A 20,732-nucleotide genomic window follows, 5' to 3' on the forward strand; every position below is an offset into this window, starting at 1 on the left:
ACTTTGTAATTGTGAACAAATACAAACTTGGCACTAAAGCTCAACATCGACCTTCAGCCTGGCCCGGAGCACAGTATTGTACTTCGGACCAGGCTTGCCTTTGTTTTGCGGATTATGACCACCAATTTGGCTGCTCATTACATGACGGGCATTTATCAATCTATCGCTGCTTCGAAAGGGATTTACAATGAAAAACAACAGCCGCTACAAAACACGCGTCGGCCAGTTGGTCGTCGCCGGTGTCATCTCCGGATTTGGCGTTTACGCCAACGCCAATGACTTCACCATCACGTCAGGAGGCACTCAGGGGCAGTTCACCCTCAGTAACGGTTCTGGCTTTTCAAGCAGCGCTGCGGTGGACGCAACGGGCCAGGTCGGGGCAATCAACAGTATCCCATTGACCGACAGCTTTGGCATTCCCAATTTTGCCTTCACGCTGGGCAACTCTGCCACACCAACCAACAAGACACACACCTTTAAGGTCGGTGTCTCCATTTCAGAGGTGGGCACCAACCGTCGCCTGGAAGCCTACATTGGCACGCTGAACCTTGTCGTGAACGGGGCCACTGTGACCGGCGACATTCCAACCCAGAATCTGACCGTGCTGGCCCGCGCAGGCTCGCTCAATGCAACCACAACACTGAATAATACCAATGCGAATGGCCCCTACGCCATCAGCGGCGGCGGCATCAGCTTCAGTGGTTCCAATCTGGTCAATGGCCTGCTGCCCGACTCGCTGTTCTCAAACATTCTGGGCGAATTCAACACCGGCGGTAATACCTACGACTACAGTATCGTGATTGAGGAAACAACCGGCGCGCCCAAGGCCCGGTTCGGAATCGACACAGGTACCTTTACATCGTTCACTGCCGCGACGCCACCTACCACCGTGTTTGACCTGAACTCCGACCAGCTGCAAGCAAACTTCGGCGCCGGCTCCTACCGGGTTAACGGTCGCTTCACCACGGCGGCGGCCGGTTCGGGCGCCGGTGGTGGCGGCACTCCGGCAGGCCAGGTTGAGACAGCAACCGTTGAAGCCACAGGCACGGCTGCTGCGGCCGCCAATACCGCCATAACTAGCGGCACTGCCGAAGAAGCACAGAGCGCGCTGAACACGGCAGCAACCTCGCTGGAAACCCTGGCCACCTCCGTCACCAACGGCGACACACTGTCTGCCGAGCAGCAGGCAGCGGTGCAGACCAACGTGGCAACAATATTCAGCAATGTGGTGACGCTGATCAACAAGGTCAGTGGCGACCCGGTTCAGCTGAGCGCTGCTGTTGCCACCCTCAACAAGACGCTTGACGCCATGCAGAAAGCCAAAGTACCGGCCACTGCCGCCATGGTGAACAGCGTTGTCGCAGCCGGCCAGGCGTCGGCGCGCGGCGAGGCTATACGCCAAGCCGGATTGGGCGCTAATGCGACGCCCGAGGAGATTGCGGCGGCACTGGTCGCGAGCCCGGCTGCGCTGGAAGCAACCCTTCGCCAGTCCATTCGTATTCCGTCCAATGACGTGCTTACGGACGCGCAGATTGCCGCAAAGGCCGAGCTTATGCGCGATGGTCAAAATTACACAAACAACATCGTTAACGCAAACATAGCAGCGTTTGACGCAAGTAAAGCATCAGTCGAAGTTAACACTGAGCACCTCCGTGATGCACTCAGCTTCTTCTCCTTTGGTGATGACAGGACCGGCGGCACCTTCGCGCTTGAAAGTAATACCGGGGTCGTCAGGAAGGATGATTCCCTTAGTAAGATCCTGACCTTCGAGTTTCCAGGCGAAGCCTATGCGGCTTATTACATCGACGTCCGTGCAGTCCCGACAGAAGTACCCACCGGCACCCGAATTCTGCGTGATGGCACAGCGGTTATTGTCAATAGAGGGTACGCCATGAGGTTCGCACCCGTCCCCATCGATGTGCTTGGTTTTAGTTTCGCCGTGGTGCAGGCGGGCTACACCAATATGACCATTGGTGTCGACGATGCTGCCTACCGTATCGACTTCGGCGGCGGCCAGCGCTTTGCCGGGGTGTTTGCCTACGACAATCTGACGGGCAAGACACTGGACTTCAGGTGCGGTGGCACCACCATCGTTGAGCCAACCATCGCACCCACGGCTCCCGAGTACAGCTTTGGCGTCAACTGCGCCAACGGTGTGCAGCAGCGCATGGTGCCTTATATGGACAACACCAACTTCTTTGCCAGCCTGGAGGCCGCGCAGATCCCCTACCAGGTGGATCGCAGCACCGGCATTATCACCTCGGAAGGCAATGGCCGCTTCAAGCCCAGCTTCTTTATCAGCCCGCTGACTGCGGCTGAAACGGCGTTCCACGACGCCAATAAGGATGCCAACGGCGTGGCCTTCCAGGCCTTGGACGTCAATGGCGATGGCCGCATTGACTTCAAGGTGATTGCACCGAACGGGACTCAGGTTCTTTACGGCGTCAATTAAACGAGCTTAAAGATGTAAAGAGTACGGAGGATTAAAGGGGACGGAGGGATTTGCGTAGCAAATCTAACCTCCGTCCCCTTTAATCCTCCGTACCATTTACGTTGGCACCACCACCTCAAGTTCCCTGCCCGCCTCTGCCGCCATGGCCTGAAACGCTGCTTTTAAGGTTTCACGCGCCCGGCTCTCGCCATGCACAAGTCGAATCTGCTGCGGCCATGCCTGCATACCCGCCACAAAGTTCAACAAGTCCTGCTGATCTGCATGTGCGCTGTAGCCACCGATGCTGGTGATCGGACAGGCAACCTTCACCCTTTCGCCGTCAATCTCTACCGACGCTTCAGATCCGGCGGGCAGCTGCTGCAACTGATACCCCAGTGTGCCTCTGGCCTGGTAACCGACAAACAGTACATCGTGCACCGGATCAGGCAGCATGGCTTTCAGATAATTGACAATGCGCCCGCCGGCGGCCATGCCACTGGCGGCAATGACCACCGCCGGTTGCCGGGTTTTGGCCAGGTAAGCAACGGTTTGCAGATGCTCTTCATGACTATCAACCGTGTACAGGCTGTCAAAATCCAGCGGATGGCGGCCGGCCCGTAGCGTGTCCTGCGCCTCGTCGTCCCAGAACGGTTTGAGTTCGCGGTAGACGGTGGTGAATCTGGCCGCCAGCGGTGAGTCGACAATCACCTGTAAATCTGCCCAGCCCGAATCACCGTTGTGACGTCCTTGATAAATCAACCCTTCCAGCTCATACAGCAGCTCCTGCGTGCGGCCGATACTGAAAGCCGGGATCATCACCGTACCCCGGTTCTGCAGCGCGTGACTCAATACACTGTGTAAGCGCTGCCGGCGAGTTTCGCGATTTTCATGCACGCGGTTGCCGTAGGTGCTTTCAATCACCAGGGTATCAGCGTATTCGGGGGATTCGGGTGCGTGCAGCAGCGGCGCATGCGGTGCACCAAGATCACCGGAATAGACAGTGCGGTGCCGCCAATCATCAGCCTTGTAACAACTCTCAATTTCGATGTAGGCCGAACCCAGAATATGACCTGCACGCTGCAGGCGGATGCGAACGCTGGCGTCATCGGTTTCGGCAACGGTGTGCCACTGCCGATACGGCAATGCCACCAGCTGTTTGTCGACCGTATCCAGGAAACGCCGGATTAGCGCAGCATCGCGGGTAAACCCCACTTTCAGGGCATCTTCGATTACCAGCGGCAGCAAACGCGCCGAGGGCTCGCTGCAATAGATGGGACCATTGAACCCGGCCGCCAGCAGATACGGCAACCGCCCGATATGGTCAATGTGCACATGCGTCACCAGCAGCGCCCTGACCGCCGAAATATCAAACTCGATGCGATGAATGTCCAGCGTGTCGCCAATGGCATCACGGCCCTGGAACAGCCCGCAATCGATCAGAAAGTGCAGATCCGGCGCCGCCAGGTAGCGATGGCAGCTGCCGGTCACGCCCTGTGTCGCGCCATGATGTTCAAACCCGGGATAATTCTCCATACCCCAAGCTTAGACGACAATGGGGACGGAGGAGATACTTTTTGACCACTTCTCTGGCTCTAATGGGGACGGAGAAGTGGTTAAAAAGTATCTCCTCCGTCCCCATAAAAATTACAGGCTGATGGTGTAGCGCACGAAATAATCGACGTCGTGGCGCTTGCGCACGGCGGAACTTCGCTGGATCAGATCTTCGCGGTCACGCACGCGGATCTGGAACAGATGACCGGACAGGACTTCCCAGTTCCAGCGGATTTCGGTCAGTGACATGTTGTTGGTGAAGTCGGTGGACAGCAGCCAGCCGGCATCGTTTTCACCGTGCACCAGGCCGATGCTGTGACCCGGGGCCATATCCACGACGTTGACGGAGACCTGCCAGGCGTTGCCACCGCTATCACCCAGGCCTGGCAGACCCATGGCCGCCAGAGTCGGCGTGTCCAGCGCATGCGCTATTTCGGCGCCCGCGACAAATCGGCTCTCGCCGCGCAACGCCCACTGCATCGCCAGTCGGGCACCGAAAGTAACGTAATCAGTCTTGTCGCCGGCTGCCACCCCGTTGTAATACAGTGCGGATGGAATCACGGTGACATCGACCGAGCGCTGCAGGAACAGACCATCAGCGTCGGATTTATCAACCGATGCGTAGTAGGTGATCCTGCTGTCTGACGACTGGTAGTTCAGCGGCCCGCGACGCACCAGGCTGGCGCCATCCTCGGTGGAATAATCCAGAACAAAGTTGTATTGCCAACCGTTGGCGGCACGATAACGACTGTGCAGCCCATCGGTCCAGTGCACATTCCAGCTGTTGGAACTGGTGCGTGACATCGATTTTGGCGCCACCACATCCAGCCGGTTCTGGTACTGGAACCGGCCTACGCGATGATCCCAGTTGCCATAACGGGCGCGCACGAACAGCTCATCAAAGGTCATGTCGCCTGCATTGATATTGGAGGAACCGGCAGGTAATTCGGTGTAGAACTTCAGGTTGCCATTGAAGTCACTGTCATTGCCGGTCACGGCAACACGGGCTTTGGCACTGTAAATGTCGGAAATATTCCATTGTGCCCCGGCCCTGACCCGCAAATCCACTTCGGTGTCATCAACCTGTTGACCGTTGCGATCATCCCTGTCCAGTCCAACGACTCCGAGACGCAGGTCTCCGGAAAAATCGATATCCTGCGCGTACGCAGCCGTGCTGAGCATTGGCAGCAGTGCCAACCCCAGCCATGATTTTTGATTCACGTAAATTCTCCCCTTTAGCGTGAGATTTTGAACTGTATATTAATTGTCATGTGTCTGATTAAAGACAATAAAAAGACAACTGCGTGTTACTTGAACAACAGCTTGATGACATTAATGTGACAAAGATTAATCCGCCGAAGTAGGACAGAATTCTCTAAAACCCGAAAAACGTAAGCGAAGCAATGGCAACGACGGTAGTTTTTCAGATCAAACAGGGAAGACCACGAATCCCACAATACCCCTGCGGATTTTTCGCCAGATACTGCTGGTGATATTCCTCAGCGTAGTAGAAATCGGCCAGTGGCGCGATTTCTGTAGTAATAATTCCTGCCCCGGCCTCATCCAGCCGTTTCTGCGCCTCCGTCCGGCTGGCTTCCACCTGCAGACCTTGCTCTTCCGACAGCGTATAGATCGCCGACCGGTACTGTGTGCCCCGGTCGTTGCCCTGGCGCATGCCCTGGGTCGGATCATGCGAGCCCCAGAATACCTTCAACAGTGCTGCATAAGTCACTTTTGCCGGGTCAAAATACACTCGCACCGCTTCGGTATGCCCGGTGGAGCCGCTGCACACTTCCTCATAGGTCGGGTTCGGTGTAAAACCACCGGCGTAGCCGACTGCCGTGCTGTAAACCCCCGGGATTTTCCAGAACACGCGCTCTGCCCCCCAGAAACAGCCCAGGGCAAACACAGCTTCCTGCATATCCGCAGGCAACGGCGGCACCATGGGATTACCATTGACATGATGTTGACCGCTGATGCGTATGGCGGTGTCGCGCCCGCGCAATGCGCGATCTGCCGTTATCATTCTGTCTTTGTCGAATAAACCCATAAATCCTCACTCACGCCGATTGGCACTGTCAGCAAATTGCAGTCTTGCATGTACAAGATCAAACCTGCCGCCTAGAATAACACACCAACGTTTCCACCCATGTCAGGATTGATCAATGACTTCAGCACTAATGGCCAACTACGGTCACCCGGAACTTCAGTTCGCGCGCGGCCAGGGCGTCTACCTGTATACCGCCGACAATGAACGCTATGTGGACTTCACCATGGGCATCGCGGTGAACTGCCTGGGGCATTGCCACCCGCACCTGATCGCGGCCCTGAAGAAACAGGCCGACACGCTGTGGCACACCTCCAACCTGTTCAGCATTGAGCCCACCGAACGTCTGGCCAAGCGCCTGGTCGAGCTGACTTTCGCCGATCGCGTGTTCTTTGCCAATTCCGGCACCGAGGCCGTAGAGTGTGGCTTCAAGATGATGCGGCGATATCATTATCACCACGGCCGCAAGCAGCGCGTACGTATCATTTCACTGACCCAATCTTTTCACGGCCGCACCCTGGCACCCGTTGCCGCCTGCCTGAATCCGGTTCATATCGAGGGATTCCTGGTCGGTGATGCCGGTTTCGACCAGGTGCCCTTTGGCGACCTGGACGCTTTGCGCGCCGCCATCAGCGAAAACACCGCCGGCATCATTCTGGAACCGGTGCAAGGTGAAGGCGGGATTCGCGCGGTACCGGTGGAATATTTGCAGGCCGTTCGTCAGATTTGTGATGAACACGGCATTTTATTGATGTTTGACGAAGTACAATCAGGCGTAGGACGAACCGGTTATCTGTTTGCCCATGAAGTGCTGGGCGTTGAGCCCGACCTGCTGGCGTCAGCCAAAGGACTGGGCGGCGGCTTCCCGATTGGTGCCTGCCTGTCCAAAGAACATGTAGCTGAAGTGATGACCGCAGGCACCCACGGCAGCACCTTTGGCGGTAACCCGCTGGCAACCGCGGTGGCCAATGCGGTGCTGGATGTGCTGACAGCGCCGGGCTTTTTAGTGCAGGTGAACGAACGGGCGACACAGTTGCGGGCCGGCATTGATGAGCTGACCGCGCGTTACCCTGCCGTGCTGGCTGGCCATACCGGTCTGGGCCTGATGGTGGGATTGCGCTGCGCCGGCAGCAACGCCGACCTGCTGAAAGCAATGGCCAAATACAAACTGCTGGCGGTGAAGGCTGGTGGTAACTCGGTACGACTGTTGCCACCGCTGAACATCAGCGCCGCAGAAGTGGATGAAGGTCTTGAATTGCTGGCCGCGGCCTGTGCCGATTTGTCGTGAGCCCGTTACTCGGGGCAGGCTATAGCAGCTGGGAAAATTCGCGGGTTTGCCTCATTGTAACAAAACGTAATAAGCTACAACAAAAATCAGGTGCTTTCATGGAAAGCGCACTGCATAGAAAGCACACTGATAATAATAAAGTGTCGGATCCAAAGAGATCACGGCCAATTGTAGTTGGGAGACTATGCAAACCACAGACCACCTCACCCACCTGGGAGAATCTGACCTGCGCCACACCACACCTGAGGCATTGCAGCAGGTCGTGGAACTGTGCGCGGATTTAAGCTGGCAGGAAGATTCCGCTGGCGTGTGCACCAGTATCAGCAGTTACAGTGATAAGACCTCTGCGGCTGCACAGATACTGTTTCGACACAAATTGAGCGAGCTGGGCGAAGCCGACAGCGCGGCTACCGAAGACTGGCCCCGCTATCAGGCCAGTGTCAGCGCCAGACAGGCTTTCCGTCAGATCAAATGCCGCCTGACCGGTGCCGAACAAAACGTTTACCTGCAGGTCAGTGGCGTGCCTCAGTTCGATGCCCGGGGTACTTTCCTGGGTTATGACTGTGTCGCCATCGACATGAGCCGTGAGCATAACAGCGAGGCCAGCCTGCTGCGCTTCCGCGCAGCCATGGATATGTCCATGGACATGATCTATCTGGTCGATCCGGAGAATCTCACCTTTCTGGATGTCAACGACACCGCTGCCCGCGCCTACGGCTTCACCCGCGAAGAAGTGCTGGCCATGGGGCCATCGGAGGCGCTGGGGTTTACCCCGGAAGAACTCACCCAGCGATACACCCGCCTGATCAACCAGGGCGGCAGCAGCCGCATTGAGCGCCGTGTCACGCTGAAAGGTGACACACCCGGCATCATCGAAGTTTACAGCCGCGCCACCTGCCTGAACGGGCGCTGGATCATCATCGGCGTCAGCCGCGACATTTCAGATCGCAAGATGGCCGAAACCCGCGCCCTGCACCTGCAGCATATCTTCTCCACGCTCAGCCTCATCAACGAAGCCATTCTCCGTGCCGACAGTGTCGACACCCTATACCAGAATGTCTGCGCGGCTGCGGTTAATGCAAATCTGTTTGCCATGTCCATGATCGTAACCCCCGATGGCAACGGCAACTTTCGTGGCCTGGTGGTGATGGGTGATGAGACATTCGAGACTCAGCCGGTGCCGATCAGCACTGAAGCCAATACCCCGTTGGGTCAGGGCCTGGCAGGCGCTGCGTTGCGCGAGGGTGTCGCCATGATCAGCAATGACTACCCCAATGACGAGCGTTCCCTGCCCTGGCGCGATCACCTGCTGGAGCAAAACCTGAACAGTGCTGCTGCCTTCCCGCTGTTTCAGCGCAAGCAGGTGACTGCGGTGATGCTGTTCTTCAGCCACATCAAAGATGCCTTTGACAGCGAGACCCAGGCCGCCATGCAAAGCATGGCCGACAACATCTCCTTTGCCCTCGACAGCTTTGCCAACGCCGAAGAACAGGCCCGCGCCGCCGCCCTGATTCGCGAAAGCGAGGCCCGTTTTCGCAGCCTCACCAATCTGACCTCGGACTTTTACTGGGAGCAGGATGCCCACCTGCGCTTCACCAAGTATGAAGGCCGTGTGGTCGGTGGCAGCAATCAGAAGGCTGTATCAACCCTGTTAGGGCTGCATTTGTGGGAAGTGCCCGGCGTGCGGCCTGACTCGCACAACTGGCGCCAGATTCGTCGCCTGATGAAAAAAGGGCAAGCCTTCAAGGATCTTGAACTATCATTTACCAATGAAGACAAAAGTCGATATCACTTTTCCCTGGCCGGCGAACCCATTGTCGACAGCACCGGCGAATTTGCCGGCTACCGCGGCATATCGCGCGATATTACCGAGAAAAAACGCATTGCCGATCGCATCAAACACCTGGCCACCCATGACACCCTGACCGGGCTGCCCAATCGGGTGATGTTCAGCGAACTGTTACGCCATGCCATCCGCACCGCCAATCGCTACGCCGACCAGCGTTTTGCGGTGATGTTTATTGATCTGGACCGCTTCAAGGCGGTCAATGACACCTACGGCCATCACACCGGCGACGCCCTGCTCACGGAAGTTGCCAAGCGTCTGCGCCACCCTCTGCGTGACAGTGATATCGTGGCGCGACTGGGCGGTGACGAATTTGTTGTATTGCTGCACAAAGTCACCGAAAAACAGCAGGCCGGCCAGATAGCGGAGAATGTGCTGAAAATGCTGAAGCAGCCCATCGCACTGGATGAGCGTGAATTTGCCGTCAGCGGCAGTATTGGCATCAGCCTGTTCGGGCTTGATGCCCAGGATGAAGAAAGCCTGATGAAACACGCCGACACCGCCATGTATGCAGCCAAGGATGATGGTCGCAACAACTACCGCACCTATTCCGCAGACCTGCACCAGTACACGCAGGAACGTGCCAACCTGTCACTGCAGTTGCGGCACGCGCTGGAGCGCGGTGAGTTGAGTCTGCACTATCAGGCCAAAATGTGCACGACCAGCAATACCGTGGTCGGCGTTGAAGCGCTGCTGCGCTGGCATCATCCGGAGCTGGGTGACGTGTCGCCGGTGCAGTTTATTCCGATTGCCGAAGACAATGGCCTGATTATTCCCATTGGCGAATGGGTCATGGAAACCGCCTGTCAGCAGCTCGTAGCCTGGCAGGCACAGGGTCTGCCGGCCCTGACGCTGGCGGTCAACCTGTCCGCGCGCCAGTTCAATCACCCGGACTTGGCCAAACATATCAGCGACGTGCTCACGCGCACCGGCTTTGCCGCCGACATGCTGGAACTGGAGATCACCGAAAGCCTGGTGATGCAAAACCCGGAGCGCGCCATTGAGCTGATGAGCGCTATCAAGCGTCAAGGTGTGCGTTTTGCCATCGATGATTTTGGTACCGGTTATTCCTCACTGGGACAATTGCGCCACTACCCGATCGACACGCTGAAAATTGACCGCGCATTTGTCCGCGACCTGGATCACAGCAAGGAAGACCAGGCCATCAGCAAGGCCATCATTTCCATGGGCAAAACCCTGGGCCTGACCGTGGTCGCCGAAGGCGTGGAAAGCGCCCGGCAACTGGCATTCCTGCGTGAACACCGTTGCGACCAGATTCAGGGATTTTATTATCACCGCCCCTGTGATTCACAAGATTTTGTTGCCTGGTACCTGGGCCTCGGCATGCCATCAGGCGCTGCCTGACAATTTCTTGAACCGATTCCGATTCCGTCTCAAGTTCGTATGACCACCGCCGCTATGGTGTATGAATACCTTTACACGAAAGAGACCCGGTCATGTCACAACGCAAACAGTTCTCCGCCGCCGAAAAACTAGTGTCTACCACTGACCTGAAGAGCCATATCAGGTACGCCAATCCGGAATTCATCAACATCTCCGGGTTTACCGAGAAGGAATTAATGGGCGCGCCGCATAACCTTGTGCGCCATCCGGATATGCCCAAAGATGCCTTCAAGGCGCTGTGGGACACGGTACAGGCGGGCCAGCCGTGGATGGGCATGGTCAAGAACAAATGCAAAAATGGCGACTACTACTGGGTCGACGCCTATGTCACGCCGGTGATAGAAAATGGCAAGGTCACCGGATATCAATCGGTACGCTCCTGCCCGGATGAAAGGCATGTCGCCAATGCCGAATCCATGTACAGGAAACTGCGCGCCGGTGCGTCGATGCGCATGACATCACTATTGTCCTGGCGGCAATCCATGCTCGCTATTCAGGGTGTTGCGCTGGCCGCGGTCATTGCGGCGCTGAGCCTGTTGTCCGGACCACTGGCGTGGGTGCTGGCATTGGTGGCCGCGATCGCTGGCATCGGCGGTTGCGCGCGGCAACTGTCGCAGCTGAGCCCGCTGCTGCGAAGTTGTGAAAACATCAGCAATGATCCGATGGCCCGTGCAGTGTATACCGGTCGCAAGGACGAGCTGGGCAGCATTGAACTGGCGCTGAAATTCCGCAAATCCCAGGTCGACACCATTCTCAAACGCATTGATGAGTCGGCTACCCGTCTCACAGCGCTGGCCAAGCAGGCCACGGACTCGGTACATGTGACTGATCAGGCCATCAATCAGCAGCAGCATGAACTGGCATCGGTGTCATCAGCAGTTACCGAAATGTCCAGCGCCATTGTTGAGGTCTCCAGCAACACGGCACGCACGTCTACTGCTGCCGAGGAGGCCGACAACTCAGTGGAGCAAGGCCATCAATCCATTGAGGAAAGCCTGTCCGCAACCACCCGTCTGGCAGAAAATATCGACGATATCACCCAGCTTATCAACGGCCTGGGTGCTGACAGCAAGGCTATCGGCTCAGTGATTGAAGTGATCAACGCCATTGCCGAACAAACCAACCTGCTGGCCCTGAACGCGGCGATTGAAGCGGCACGCGCCGGTGAGCAAGGCCGCGGTTTTGCCGTGGTGGCCGACGAAGTGCGCACGCTGGCGCAGCGCACACAGAACTCCACAGTCGAGATCAAGGACATCGTATCGCGGATACAAAACAGCACCAACAGCTGCGTCGATAGCATTACCGACGCCCAGGGCAAGGCGCAGGAGTGTGTCAGCTACAACCAGCAGGCCGGCCAGTCCTACACGTCCATCAGTAAAGCGGTGTCGGATATCCGCAATATGACCTTCCAGGTGGCCACCGCCGTCGAGGAACAAAGTGCTGTTGCGGAAGAAGTGAACCGCAATATCGTCAATATCCAGGGCCAGTCCGAGAAGACCAGCGATGCTTCGCGCATCAATGCCGACAGCAGCAAACGCCTGGCCAAGGACATTGCCGACATGCGCGAGATGGTTAAACAATTCAGCGCGTAAGGGTCTGGTTGCCAGTTGCCATTCAGGGTTATCACATGATGTGAATCCATTCACATTTGGTTTAGAATCGGTCTATTGAATCACTCAACAGAGTAGCAAGAGACCGATACCATGCACTACCCGCAATTGAGTTTTGACCTGGACGAAACCCTGACCATGCTGCAACAGCAGGTCGCGCAATTTGCCGCCAGGGAAATTGCGCCGCGCGCCGCCGCAATCGACCAGAGCAACGAATTTCCCGCCGACCTGTGGCGTAAAATGGGCGACATGGGTTTGCTTGGCATTACGGTGTCGGACGAGTACGGCGGCTCAGGCCTGGGCTATCTGGCGCACGTTATTGTCGCGGAAGAAATCAGCCGCGCATCGGCCAGTGTCGGCCTGAGCTACGGCGCCCACTCCAACCTGTGTGTTAACCAGATCTACCGCAATGGCAGTGAGGCGCAAAAACAGCGCTATCTGCCCGGCCTGGTCAGTGGCGAAGCCATTGGCGCGCTGGCGATGAGCGAACACAATGCTGGCTCCGACGTCGTCAGCATGAAGCTCAGCGCGCGCAAGCAGGGTGATGTCTATGTGCTCAACGGCACCAAAATGTGGATTACCAACGGCCCTGATGCGCATGTTTATGTGATCTATGCCCGCACCGACGCCGATGCCGGTGCCCATGGCATCACCGCCTTTCTGGTAGAACGTGATTCCCCCGGCTTCAGCCACTCCCCCAAACTCGACAAGCTCGGTATGCGCGGCTCCAACACCTGCGAGCTGGTGTTTCAGGATTGTGAAGTGCCGGCAGAAAACATTCTGGGCGCGGAAAATGGCGGCGTGCGGGTGTTGATGAGCGGTCTGGACTATGAGCGTGTGGTGTTGTCCGGTGGTCCGCTGGGTATCATGCAGGCCTGTGTTGATGCTGTGCTGCCTTACATTCATGATCGCAAGCAGTTTGGTGAAGCCATCGGCAATTTCCAGTTCATTCAGGGCAAGGTCGCTGATATGTATACCAACCTGAACGCCGCCCGTGCTTATGTGTACGCGGTGGCGCGGGCCTGTGATCGCGGTGAGACCACGCGCAAGGACGCCGCCGGGGCCATTCTGTTCAGCTCGGACAAGGCCACGCAACTGGCGCTGGAAGCGATCCAGATACTGGGCGGCAACGGTTACATCAATGACTACCCTACCGGCCGTCTACTGCGCGATGCCAAGCTCTACGAGATCGGCGCCGGTACCCAGGAAATCCGCCGCATGCTGATTGGCCGTGAACTGTTCCGGGAAACGCGCCCATGACCAGTCTGACCTCCGCCATCAGCGCCCACAGCGAGGCATTTACGCACAATTACCAGCACCATTCAGCGCTGCGCGATGAGCTGCAGGCGCTGACGGCAACCCTGGCACTGGGCGGTGACGAGCGCTCACGACAACGCCATCAGCAACGTGGCAAACTGCTGCCCCGCGAACGGGTTGAGGCCTTGCTGGATACCGGCTCTCCATTTCTGGAATTTTCGGCGCTGGCCGCCTATCAGGTGTACGACGACGATATTCCCGGCGCCGGTCTGATCAGCGGACTGGGCATGGTCTCGGGCCAGTGCTGCGTGATTGTCGCCAATGACGCCACGGTCAAAGGTGGTACCTATTACCCGTTGACGGTGAAGAAGCATCTGCGCGCGCAACAGATTGCCGCCGAAAATCACCTGCCCTGTATTTACCTGGTGGACTCCGGCGGTGCCAACCTGCCCCACCAGGCTGAGGTGTTTCCGGATCGTGAACATTTTGGCCGCATTTTTTACAATCAGGCACGCATGTCAGCCGCAGGTATCCCACAAATAGCAGCGGTGATGGGTTCGTGCACGGCCGGCGGTGCCTATGTGCCGGCGATGGCTGATGAATCGATTATTGTGCGCGAACAGGGCACGATTTTTCTCGGCGGTCCGCCACTGGTGAAAGCGGCCACCGGTGAAGTGGTCAGCGCGGAAGAACTCGGTGGTGGCCACGTGCACAGTCAGATCTCCGGTGTTGCTGATCAGTTGGCCGATGATGACATGCACGCGCTGGCACTGATTCGCCGCAGCATTGCGCGCCTGAATCGTTCGACACCCACATTGAATCTGGCAGCGCCCCCGCCATTGTTTGACAGTGACGAGCTGCTGGGCATTGTGCCGGCGGATGTGCGTCAGCCCTATGATGTGCGCGAGGTGATTGCCCGAGTCGTTGACGGCTCGGTGTTTGACGAGTTCAAACCTTTGTATGGCGCCTCGCTGGTATGTGGTTTTGCCGATATTCTGGGACAGAGTGTCGGTATTATTGCCAACAACGGCATTCTGTTTTCCGAAAGCGCGTTAAAAGGCAGTCACTTTATTCAGCTTTGCTGCCAGCGCAATATTCCCCTGGTATTTCTGCAGAATATCACCGGTTTTATGGTGGGCAAAAAATACGAGCATGAAGGTATCGCCAAGAACGGCGCCAAACTGGTCAATGCCGTCGCCACTGCCAATGTACCCAAGGTCACCGTGCTCATCGGTGGCAGTTTTGGCGCCGGTAACTATGGCATGTGTGGCCGCGCTTACGATCCGCGCTTTCTGTGGACCTGGCCCAATGCCCGAATTTCGGTGATGGGTGGGGCTCAGGCCGCGGGGGTACTGTCCCAGATCAGGGCAGAAACACTGGCTGCCAAAAACCAGCCCTGGAGCGCAGAGGAAGAACAACAGTTCAAGAAACCCATTGAAGACAAGTATGAACGCGAAGGCCATCCCTATTATGCCAGTGCCCGGCTGTGGGACGACGGCGTGATTTCCCCTGCTGACACGCGTTCTGTGTTGGGGTTGTCGCTGTTTGCCGCACGGCACGCACCGCCGCAGGACACTCAGTTTGGCATTTTCAGGATGTAAGGCCTGACTACAGGCCTAAACCCATCTAAAGAAAAAGAATAAGGCATCGTTATGAACACACAAACCGACACCTCCCCCCTGGACATCAGCCGCCCGCACGAAGGCGTTACCGTTGTGTGGCTGAACCGGCCGCAGAAACACAATGCCATGACGCAGGCCCTGATCGCCGAGCTGCAAGAAACCTTTACCACGCTGGCCAAGGATGACAACACGCGGGTGCTGGTGCTGGCCGGACGTGGCAAAAGTTTTTGCTCCGGCGCTGATCTGAATTACATGAAGTCGATGGTGGAATTCAGTCACGAAGAAAATGTTTATGATGCCCAGTGTTTTGCCGCCATGCTGCAGGCCCTGCACCAGTTTCCCAAACCGGTCATCGCGGCCCTGCACGGCAATGTGTTTGCCGGTGCCACCGGACTGGCAGCCTGTTCGGATATCGTGATAGCCGCCGACGACGCCCGTTTCTGTATCAGTGAAGTGAAACTGGGACTGGTGCCGGCAGTGATCAGCCCCTATGTGGTTGCGCGCATCGGGGCACACCAGGCGCGGCGTTATTGCCTGACCGCCGAGGTGTTCAGCGCCGACGACGCCCGGCAGGCCGGGCTGGTGCATCGCTGCGTGCCCGCCGACGCGCTGATGAACGAGGTCATGGCTACGGCCATGCAACTGCTGAACAACGCGCCGCGTGCACTGGCCACCACCAAAAACCTGATCAGTTATCTGGTGCCGGTGCCTGCCGCGCGGGAAATTACCGATTATACCGCAGCACTGATTGCCCGCGTGCGGACCGGCCAGGAAGCCCAGAGCGGTTTGCAGGCGTTTCTGGATAAACAACCGGCACCATGGATACAGGGCACTGCATCGGAACCCAACAAACCATGATCAAACGCCTGTTAGTCATCAACCGCGGCGAGATCGCCTGCCGTATTTTGCGTACCGCACAAGCCCTGGGTATTGACTGCGCTGCCGTGTACTCACCGGCCGACCGCAACGCCCTGCACACCTTGCTGGCTGACCGGGCCTTTGCCCTGCGCGGCAATGCGGCCAGCGACAGCTACCTGGATCAGCAACAGATTCTTGCCATCGCAGCCGATTGGGGCGCCGATGCCATTCATCCCGGATACGGCTTTTTGTCGGAGAACAGTGACTTTGCGCGCGCCGTGGAGAATGCCGGCATTCGCTTTGTGGGTCCCGGCGCCGATGCCATTGCCGCCATGGGCTCCAAGGCCCGGGCCAAGCAGTTAATGGCTGAAGCCGGGGTGCCCATGTTGCCGGGCTACCATGGCGACGCCCAGGATGTGACGCTGTTGCGCGAGGCTGCGCAAAAAGTCGGTTATCCGGTGTTGCTGAAGGCGGTTTCGGGCGGTGGCGGTCGCGGTTTGCGAGTGGTTAACGCCGACGCTGAATTCGATGAGGCACTGGCGGCCGTGCAACGGGAGTCACAGGCAGCGTTTGGCGACCAGCGTGTGCTGCTGGAGAAATACCTGACGCAGGCGCGCCATGTCGAGATTCAGGTGTTCGCCGATGACCATGACAATTGTGTGCATTTACATGAACGTGACTGTTCGGTGCAACGTCGCCATCAAAAACTGATTGAAGAGGCACCTGCCCCCGGCCTTGCTGAACACACCCGCGAAGCCATGGGCGCTGCAGCCGTGCGGGCGGCCACCAGCATCGGATATTCAGGGGCCGGTACCGTGGAGTTCCTGTATCAGGGCGGCGAATTTTATTTTCTGGAAATGAATACCCGTCTGCAGGTAGAGCACCCGGTAACCGAGTGCATTACCGGCCTGGACCTGGTGGAGTGGCAGCTACGCGTTGCCAGTGGCGAAACCCTGCCACTGACGCAGGCGGATATTGCGCGGCGCGGCTGGGCCATTGAGGCGCGCATCAATGCCGAGTCAGGTGCCCCAGATTTCCTGCCTTCCACCGGACTGATTACGGCGCTGGTCTGGCCACAGGGCGAGGCGTTGCGGGTAGACGCCGGTTTCCGCAGTGGCGATCGCGTCAGTGTGTTTTATGACAGTATGCTGGGCAAACTGATCGCATCAGCGCCGACACGCGCCGAAGCGATAGAGGAATTGTCACAGGCACTGGCGCAATTGCGCATTACCGGCATCAGTCACAACGCTGATTTCCTAGGCGCCGTGCTCGATACATCGGCGTTTCGTGCGGCAGAGCTGCACACCGGATTTCTGACCCAGCATGAAGACGCTATTGCCGTGGCATTACGTCGACGCCGCAGCGGCGCCGCTGCCCCGCATGACAGCGGCTGGGCGGCGCTGGCCGGCTGGCGACAGAATCAGGGTCAGAGCAACACCTTCAGCCAGCAATACCACCTGCGCCCTCTGTACGCGGGGGCAGCGGCATCGGCTGCCACTGACATCAACACGTTGACTGGGACTGGTGCGCAGGGGCAGGCACAACAGGCATTAAAAGCCCCCCTGCCCGGTCGCATCATCAAGATCCATGTGGCTGCCGGCGACAGCGTCGTCGCTGGCCAGCCTTTGCTGGTGATGGAGGCGATGAAGATGGAACATACGCTAAAGGCCAGCGCCGACGCCAGCATCGAAGCGGTGCACTGTGACACGGATGACATGGTGCAACCCGATCAGTTGTTGATGGCATTTGTCGCCAGTGATGCGCCCTGATGCGCCAATACCCGAGGGAGAAGCAGCGACGATGAACATGGCAGAGTTGAAAGGTCATCCGGTGAGCATTGTTGAGATGGGGCCGCGTGACGGATTGCAAAATGAAAAAATGCAGCTCAGCACATCGGTCAAGGCCGGCCTGGTTGACCGGCTGGCGGCCTCCGGTTTGCAGCGCATTGAAACCGGCAGCTTTGTGTCACCCCGGTGGATTCCGCAGATGGCCGATTCGGCGGAGGTATTTGCCGGCATTACGCGCCTGCCCGGGGTGCGCTATAGCGCGTTGACCCCCAATATGCAGGGCTTTGACCGTGCCGTGCAGGCAGGCGTAGACGAAGTGGCAGTGTTTGCGGCGGCCTCGGAACTGTTCAGTCAGAAAAACATCAACTGCAGCATCAAAGAAAGTATCCGGCGCTTTACCGACGTCTGTGCTGCGGCCAACGCAGCCGGCATTCCGGTGCGCGGCTATGTGTCCTGTGCCATGGGTTGCCCTTATCAGGGCGACGTACCGGCCGCCGATGTCGCCATGGCGGTGCGCGAACTGATGGCCCTGGGGTGCTACGAGGTATCCATTGGCGATACCATCGGCACCGGCACACCACAGCATGTGCATGACGTGCTGTCACGCTGTCTGCAGGAAGCCAGTGCCGACAAGTTGGCCATGCATTTTCACGACACCTACGGGCAGGCGCTGGCAAACATCATGTCGGGGCTGCAACTGGGGCTGAGCACCATTGATGCCTCGGTCGCGGGTCTGGGCGGCTGTCCCTATGCGCAGGGCGCCAGTGGCAATGTTGCCACCGAAGATGTGATATTTATGCTGCACGGCCTGGGCATGGACACCGGTGTCGATTTGTCGCGGCTGATTGATACCAGCCACTGGATCTGTGCTCAGCTTGAGCGTCACAACCAGTCGCGGGTGGCGTTGGCCGGGTTGCCGGTGGCACGTGGCGCCTGATTTTTTCGCACCCTGTTTGTAAAACCCAAGAACGGAACCTGAACCCATGCCGACCACAACCGACGCATCCATCATGAGTCAGGCGCGTTTTGATCTCAAAACGGCAGCGCCAGGTGACTGCCACCTGGTCGACTTCATCAACTGGATCAACGAGACGCAACGCGTACAGCTTGCCAGCTACGCGGCACTGCATCGCTGGAGCGTGCAAAACCGGGAGACATTCTGGCAGGCGTGCATGACATTCACCAGCATGACGGTCGACGCAGCTGCCGATGCCAAAGTGCTGAAACATGGCCGCCGGTTCTGGCTGGACCAGTGGTTTCCCGAACATCATTTGAATTATGCGGAAAACCTGCTGCGGTTTCGCGATGAGCACACTGCACTGATATTCTGCGATGAGCACAATAACCGGCAGGCACTGAGTTATGCCGGGCTCTATCAACAGGTGTCGTTGCTGCAGCAATGGTTGTTGGCACAAGGCGTACAGGCCGGTGATCGCATTGCCGGTTTTGCCGCCAACCGCATTGAAACGGTGGTAGCCATGCTGGCCAGCGCCTCCCTGGGCGCCATCTGGTCGTCATGTTCCCCGGACTTTGGCGTTGGCGGCATACTGGACCGATTCACCCAGATTGAACCGAAGGTGTTGTTTGCAGTGCCCAGCCATTGTTACGCGGGGCGCGTCAATACCCATCAGGCGGTGCTGGAGAAACTGATGTCGGGACTGCCGTCCCTGCAAACCGTGGTGTTATTGCCCGATCTGTACGGCGCCGCGGGCGACGACCCCAAGGGCGATAGCACGGTCGTCCACTGGCATGACGCAGTGGCCGGTGACCAAAACACCGACATGACGTTTGCCAGCCTGCCGTTTTCACACCCGCTGTTTATCATGTACTCGTCCGGCACGACCGGTGTGCCCAAGTGCATCGTGCACAGTGCGGGCGGGACCTTGTTGCAGCATCGCAAGGAGCAGCATCTGCATCTGAACCTGCAGCGCGACGATGTGCTGTTTTATTTTACTACCTGTGGCTGGATGATGTGGAACTGGCTGGTTAGCGGTCTGGCCTCGGGCGCCACGCTGGTGCTGTACGATGGCTCACCTTTCCACCCGCAGTCGTCGGTGCTGTTTGATCTGGCGGCAGATACCGGTGTCACCATCTTTGGCACCTCCGCCAAGTACCTGTCGGCGGCGGAAAAAGCCGGTGTCCAACCACGGCAGACTCATGATTTGCCGAAGCTGCATACGCTGCTCTCCACCGGCTCGCCGCTGAGCGCAGAAGGTTTTGATTATGTCTATCAGCAGGTCAAAACCGACATCAGTCTGCAGTCGATTTCCGGGGGCACTGACATCATCTCCTGTTTTGTGCTGGGCAACCCGTTGTTGCCGGTGCACCGCGGCGAGATTCAGTGTGCCGGTCTGGGCATGGATGTGAAAGTCTATAACGAGGCGGGCCAGCCGGTGTCGCAGGAGAAAGGTGAGCTGGTGTGCCAGCACTCCTTCCCCTGCATGCCGACCGGTTTCTGGCATGACCCGGACCACAAAAAGTATCAGGCGGCTTATTTTGCGCGCTTCGACAATGTCTGGACTCACGGTGACTATGCCGAGCAGACTGTCCATGGTGGCTGGATTATTTACGGCCGCTCCGACACCGTGCTTAATCCGGGCGGTGTGCGCATCGGCACCGCAGAAATCTACCGCCAGGTAGAGCAGTTACCGCAGGTACTGGAAAGTGTGGCGGTCGGCCAGGAATGGGACAACGATGTACGTATTGTGCTATTCGTGCGCCTGCAGCCCGGCAGCACGCTGGATGAGAAACTGATCGGCGACATCAAACTCAGCATTCGCAATGGCGCCTCACCCCGCCATGTGCCAGCCATCATCCGCCAGGTCAGCGACATCCCCCGCACGCTTAACGGCAAAATCGCCGAAACCGCCGTGCGCGAAACCCTGCATGGCCGCCCTGTCAAAAACCAGGATGCGCTCGCCAATCCCGACTCCCTGACGTTTTTTAAAGGGGACGGAGGAGATACTTTTTGATCAAAGAGAATGGGCGAAAGAATGGGGACGGCGAAAGAATGGGGACGGAGGGAATAAAA

At 57.9% G+C, this 20,732-nt stretch carries 13 protein-coding genes; 10 read left to right on the forward strand and 3 right to left on the reverse strand.

Annotated features, from left to right (window positions below; genetic code table 11):
* The first annotated feature begins 187 nt into the window (after positions 1–187).
* Positions 188–2,452: a hypothetical protein gene (locus tag ENH71_RS07815; protein WP_294132166.1), complete on the forward strand. Its 2,265-nt coding sequence runs from the start codon at positions 188–190 to the stop codon at positions 2,450–2,452.
* Between the two features lie 96 nt (positions 2,453–2,548).
* Here the strand turns inward: ENH71_RS07815 and ENH71_RS07820 are convergent, their stop codons facing one another.
* From ENH71_RS07820 to msrA, 3 genes are all read right to left on the reverse strand, one after another.
* A complete protein-coding gene (locus ENH71_RS07820; protein ID WP_294132169.1) occupies positions 2,549–3,964 on the reverse strand; it encodes an MBL fold metallo-hydrolase RNA specificity domain-containing protein in 1,416 nt (471 codons plus the stop codon).
* Positions 3,965–4,075: 111 nt separating this feature from the next.
* Positions 4,076–5,203 (reverse strand): hypothetical protein, encoded by a 1,128-nt coding sequence (locus tag ENH71_RS07825; protein ID WP_294132172.1) that lies wholly within the window; start codon positions 5,201–5,203, stop codon positions 4,076–4,078.
* 202 nt (positions 5,204–5,405) lie between these two features.
* On the reverse strand, positions 5,406–6,032 hold the full coding sequence (gene msrA / locus ENH71_RS07830) for a peptide-methionine (S)-S-oxide reductase MsrA (RefSeq protein ID WP_294132175.1): 627 nt from the start codon (positions 6,030–6,032) through the stop codon (positions 5,406–5,408).
* 115 nt (positions 6,033–6,147) lie between these two features.
* Here msrA and ENH71_RS07835 point away from each other — a divergent pair, with 115 nt between their 5' ends.
* From ENH71_RS07835 to ENH71_RS07875, 9 genes are all read left to right on the forward strand, one after another.
* Positions 6,148–7,317, forward strand: coding sequence for an aspartate aminotransferase family protein (locus ENH71_RS07835; RefSeq protein WP_294132177.1), 1,170 nt, complete (start codon positions 6,148–6,150; stop codon positions 7,315–7,317).
* A gap of 184 nt (positions 7,318–7,501) precedes the next feature.
* Positions 7,502–10,528: a bifunctional diguanylate cyclase/phosphodiesterase gene (locus ENH71_RS07840; protein ID WP_294132179.1), complete on the forward strand. Its 3,027-nt coding sequence runs from the start codon at positions 7,502–7,504 to the stop codon at positions 10,526–10,528.
* Positions 10,529–10,620: 92 nt separating this feature from the next.
* Positions 10,621–12,159, forward strand: coding sequence for a methyl-accepting chemotaxis protein (locus ENH71_RS07845; RefSeq protein WP_294132182.1), 1,539 nt, complete (start codon positions 10,621–10,623; stop codon positions 12,157–12,159).
* 111 nt (positions 12,160–12,270) lie between these two features.
* Positions 12,271–13,437 carry an isovaleryl-CoA dehydrogenase gene (locus ENH71_RS07850; RefSeq protein WP_294132183.1) on the forward strand — a complete coding sequence of 389 codons (1,167 nt, stop codon included), beginning with the start codon at positions 12,271–12,273 and terminating at the stop codon, positions 13,435–13,437.
* Positions 13,434–15,035, forward strand: a complete 1,602-nt coding sequence (locus ENH71_RS07855; RefSeq protein ID WP_294132186.1) for a carboxyl transferase domain-containing protein — start codon at positions 13,434–13,436, stop codon at positions 15,033–15,035. Before ENH71_RS07850 ends, ENH71_RS07855 begins: the two co-directional genes overlap by 4 nt.
* 51 nt (positions 15,036–15,086) lie before the next feature.
* A complete protein-coding gene (locus ENH71_RS07860) occupies positions 15,087–15,914 on the forward strand; it encodes an enoyl-CoA hydratase-related protein (protein ID WP_294132188.1) in 828 nt (275 codons plus the stop codon).
* The gene (locus ENH71_RS07865) at positions 15,911–17,683 is read left to right on the forward strand and encodes an acetyl/propionyl/methylcrotonyl-CoA carboxylase subunit alpha (protein WP_294137664.1); all 1,773 of its coding nucleotides are present in this window, start codon (positions 15,911–15,913) and stop codon (positions 17,681–17,683) included. The genes ENH71_RS07860 and ENH71_RS07865 overlap by 4 nt, the downstream gene beginning before the upstream one ends.
* A gap of 31 nt (positions 17,684–17,714) precedes the next feature.
* On the forward strand, positions 17,715–18,638 hold the full coding sequence (locus ENH71_RS07870; protein ID WP_294132194.1) for a hydroxymethylglutaryl-CoA lyase: 924 nt from the start codon (positions 17,715–17,717) through the stop codon (positions 18,636–18,638).
* A gap of 73 nt (positions 18,639–18,711) precedes the next feature.
* Entirely contained in the window at positions 18,712–20,673 is a 1,962-nt protein-coding gene (locus ENH71_RS07875) for an acetoacetate--CoA ligase (RefSeq protein ID WP_414704693.1), read from the forward strand.
* Positions 20,674–20,732 lie beyond the last annotated feature (59 nt).

It is taken from the genome of Pseudohongiella sp., from assembly GCF_011050365.1.
Taxonomy (GTDB): domain Bacteria; phylum Pseudomonadota; class Gammaproteobacteria; order Pseudomonadales; family Pseudohongiellaceae; genus Pseudohongiella.

Bases quoted from the DNA above. Each gene is read 5' to 3' on its own strand.
- ENH71_RS07815 (WP_294132166.1), top strand. From the start codon at position 188: ATGAAAAACAACAGCCGCTACAAAACACGCGTCGGCCAGTTGGTCGTC.
- ENH71_RS07820 (WP_294132169.1), bottom strand. From the start codon at position 3,964: ATGGAGAATTATCCCGGGTTTGAACATCATGGCGCGACACAGGGCGTG.
- msrA (WP_294132175.1), bottom strand. From the start codon at position 6,032: ATGGGTTTATTCGACAAAGACAGAATGATAACGGCAGATCGCGCATTG.
- ENH71_RS07835 (WP_294132177.1), top strand. From the start codon at position 6,148: ATGACTTCAGCACTAATGGCCAACTACGGTCACCCGGAACTTCAGTTC.
- ENH71_RS07840 (WP_294132179.1), top strand. From the start codon at position 7,502: ATGCAAACCACAGACCACCTCACCCACCTGGGAGAATCTGACCTGCGC.
- ENH71_RS07845 (WP_294132182.1), top strand. From the start codon at position 10,621: ATGTCACAACGCAAACAGTTCTCCGCCGCCGAAAAACTAGTGTCTACC.
- ENH71_RS07850 (WP_294132183.1), top strand. From the start codon at position 12,271: ATGCACTACCCGCAATTGAGTTTTGACCTGGACGAAACCCTGACCATG.
- ENH71_RS07855 (WP_294132186.1), top strand. From the start codon at position 13,434: ATGACCAGTCTGACCTCCGCCATCAGCGCCCACAGCGAGGCATTTACG.
- ENH71_RS07860 (WP_294132188.1), top strand. From the start codon at position 15,087: ATGAACACACAAACCGACACCTCCCCCCTGGACATCAGCCGCCCGCAC.
- ENH71_RS07865 (WP_294137664.1), top strand. From the start codon at position 15,911: ATGATCAAACGCCTGTTAGTCATCAACCGCGGCGAGATCGCCTGCCGT.
- ENH71_RS07870 (WP_294132194.1), top strand. From the start codon at position 17,715: ATGAACATGGCAGAGTTGAAAGGTCATCCGGTGAGCATTGTTGAGATG.
- ENH71_RS07875 (WP_414704693.1), top strand. From the start codon at position 18,712: ATGAGTCAGGCGCGTTTTGATCTCAAAACGGCAGCGCCAGGTGACTGC.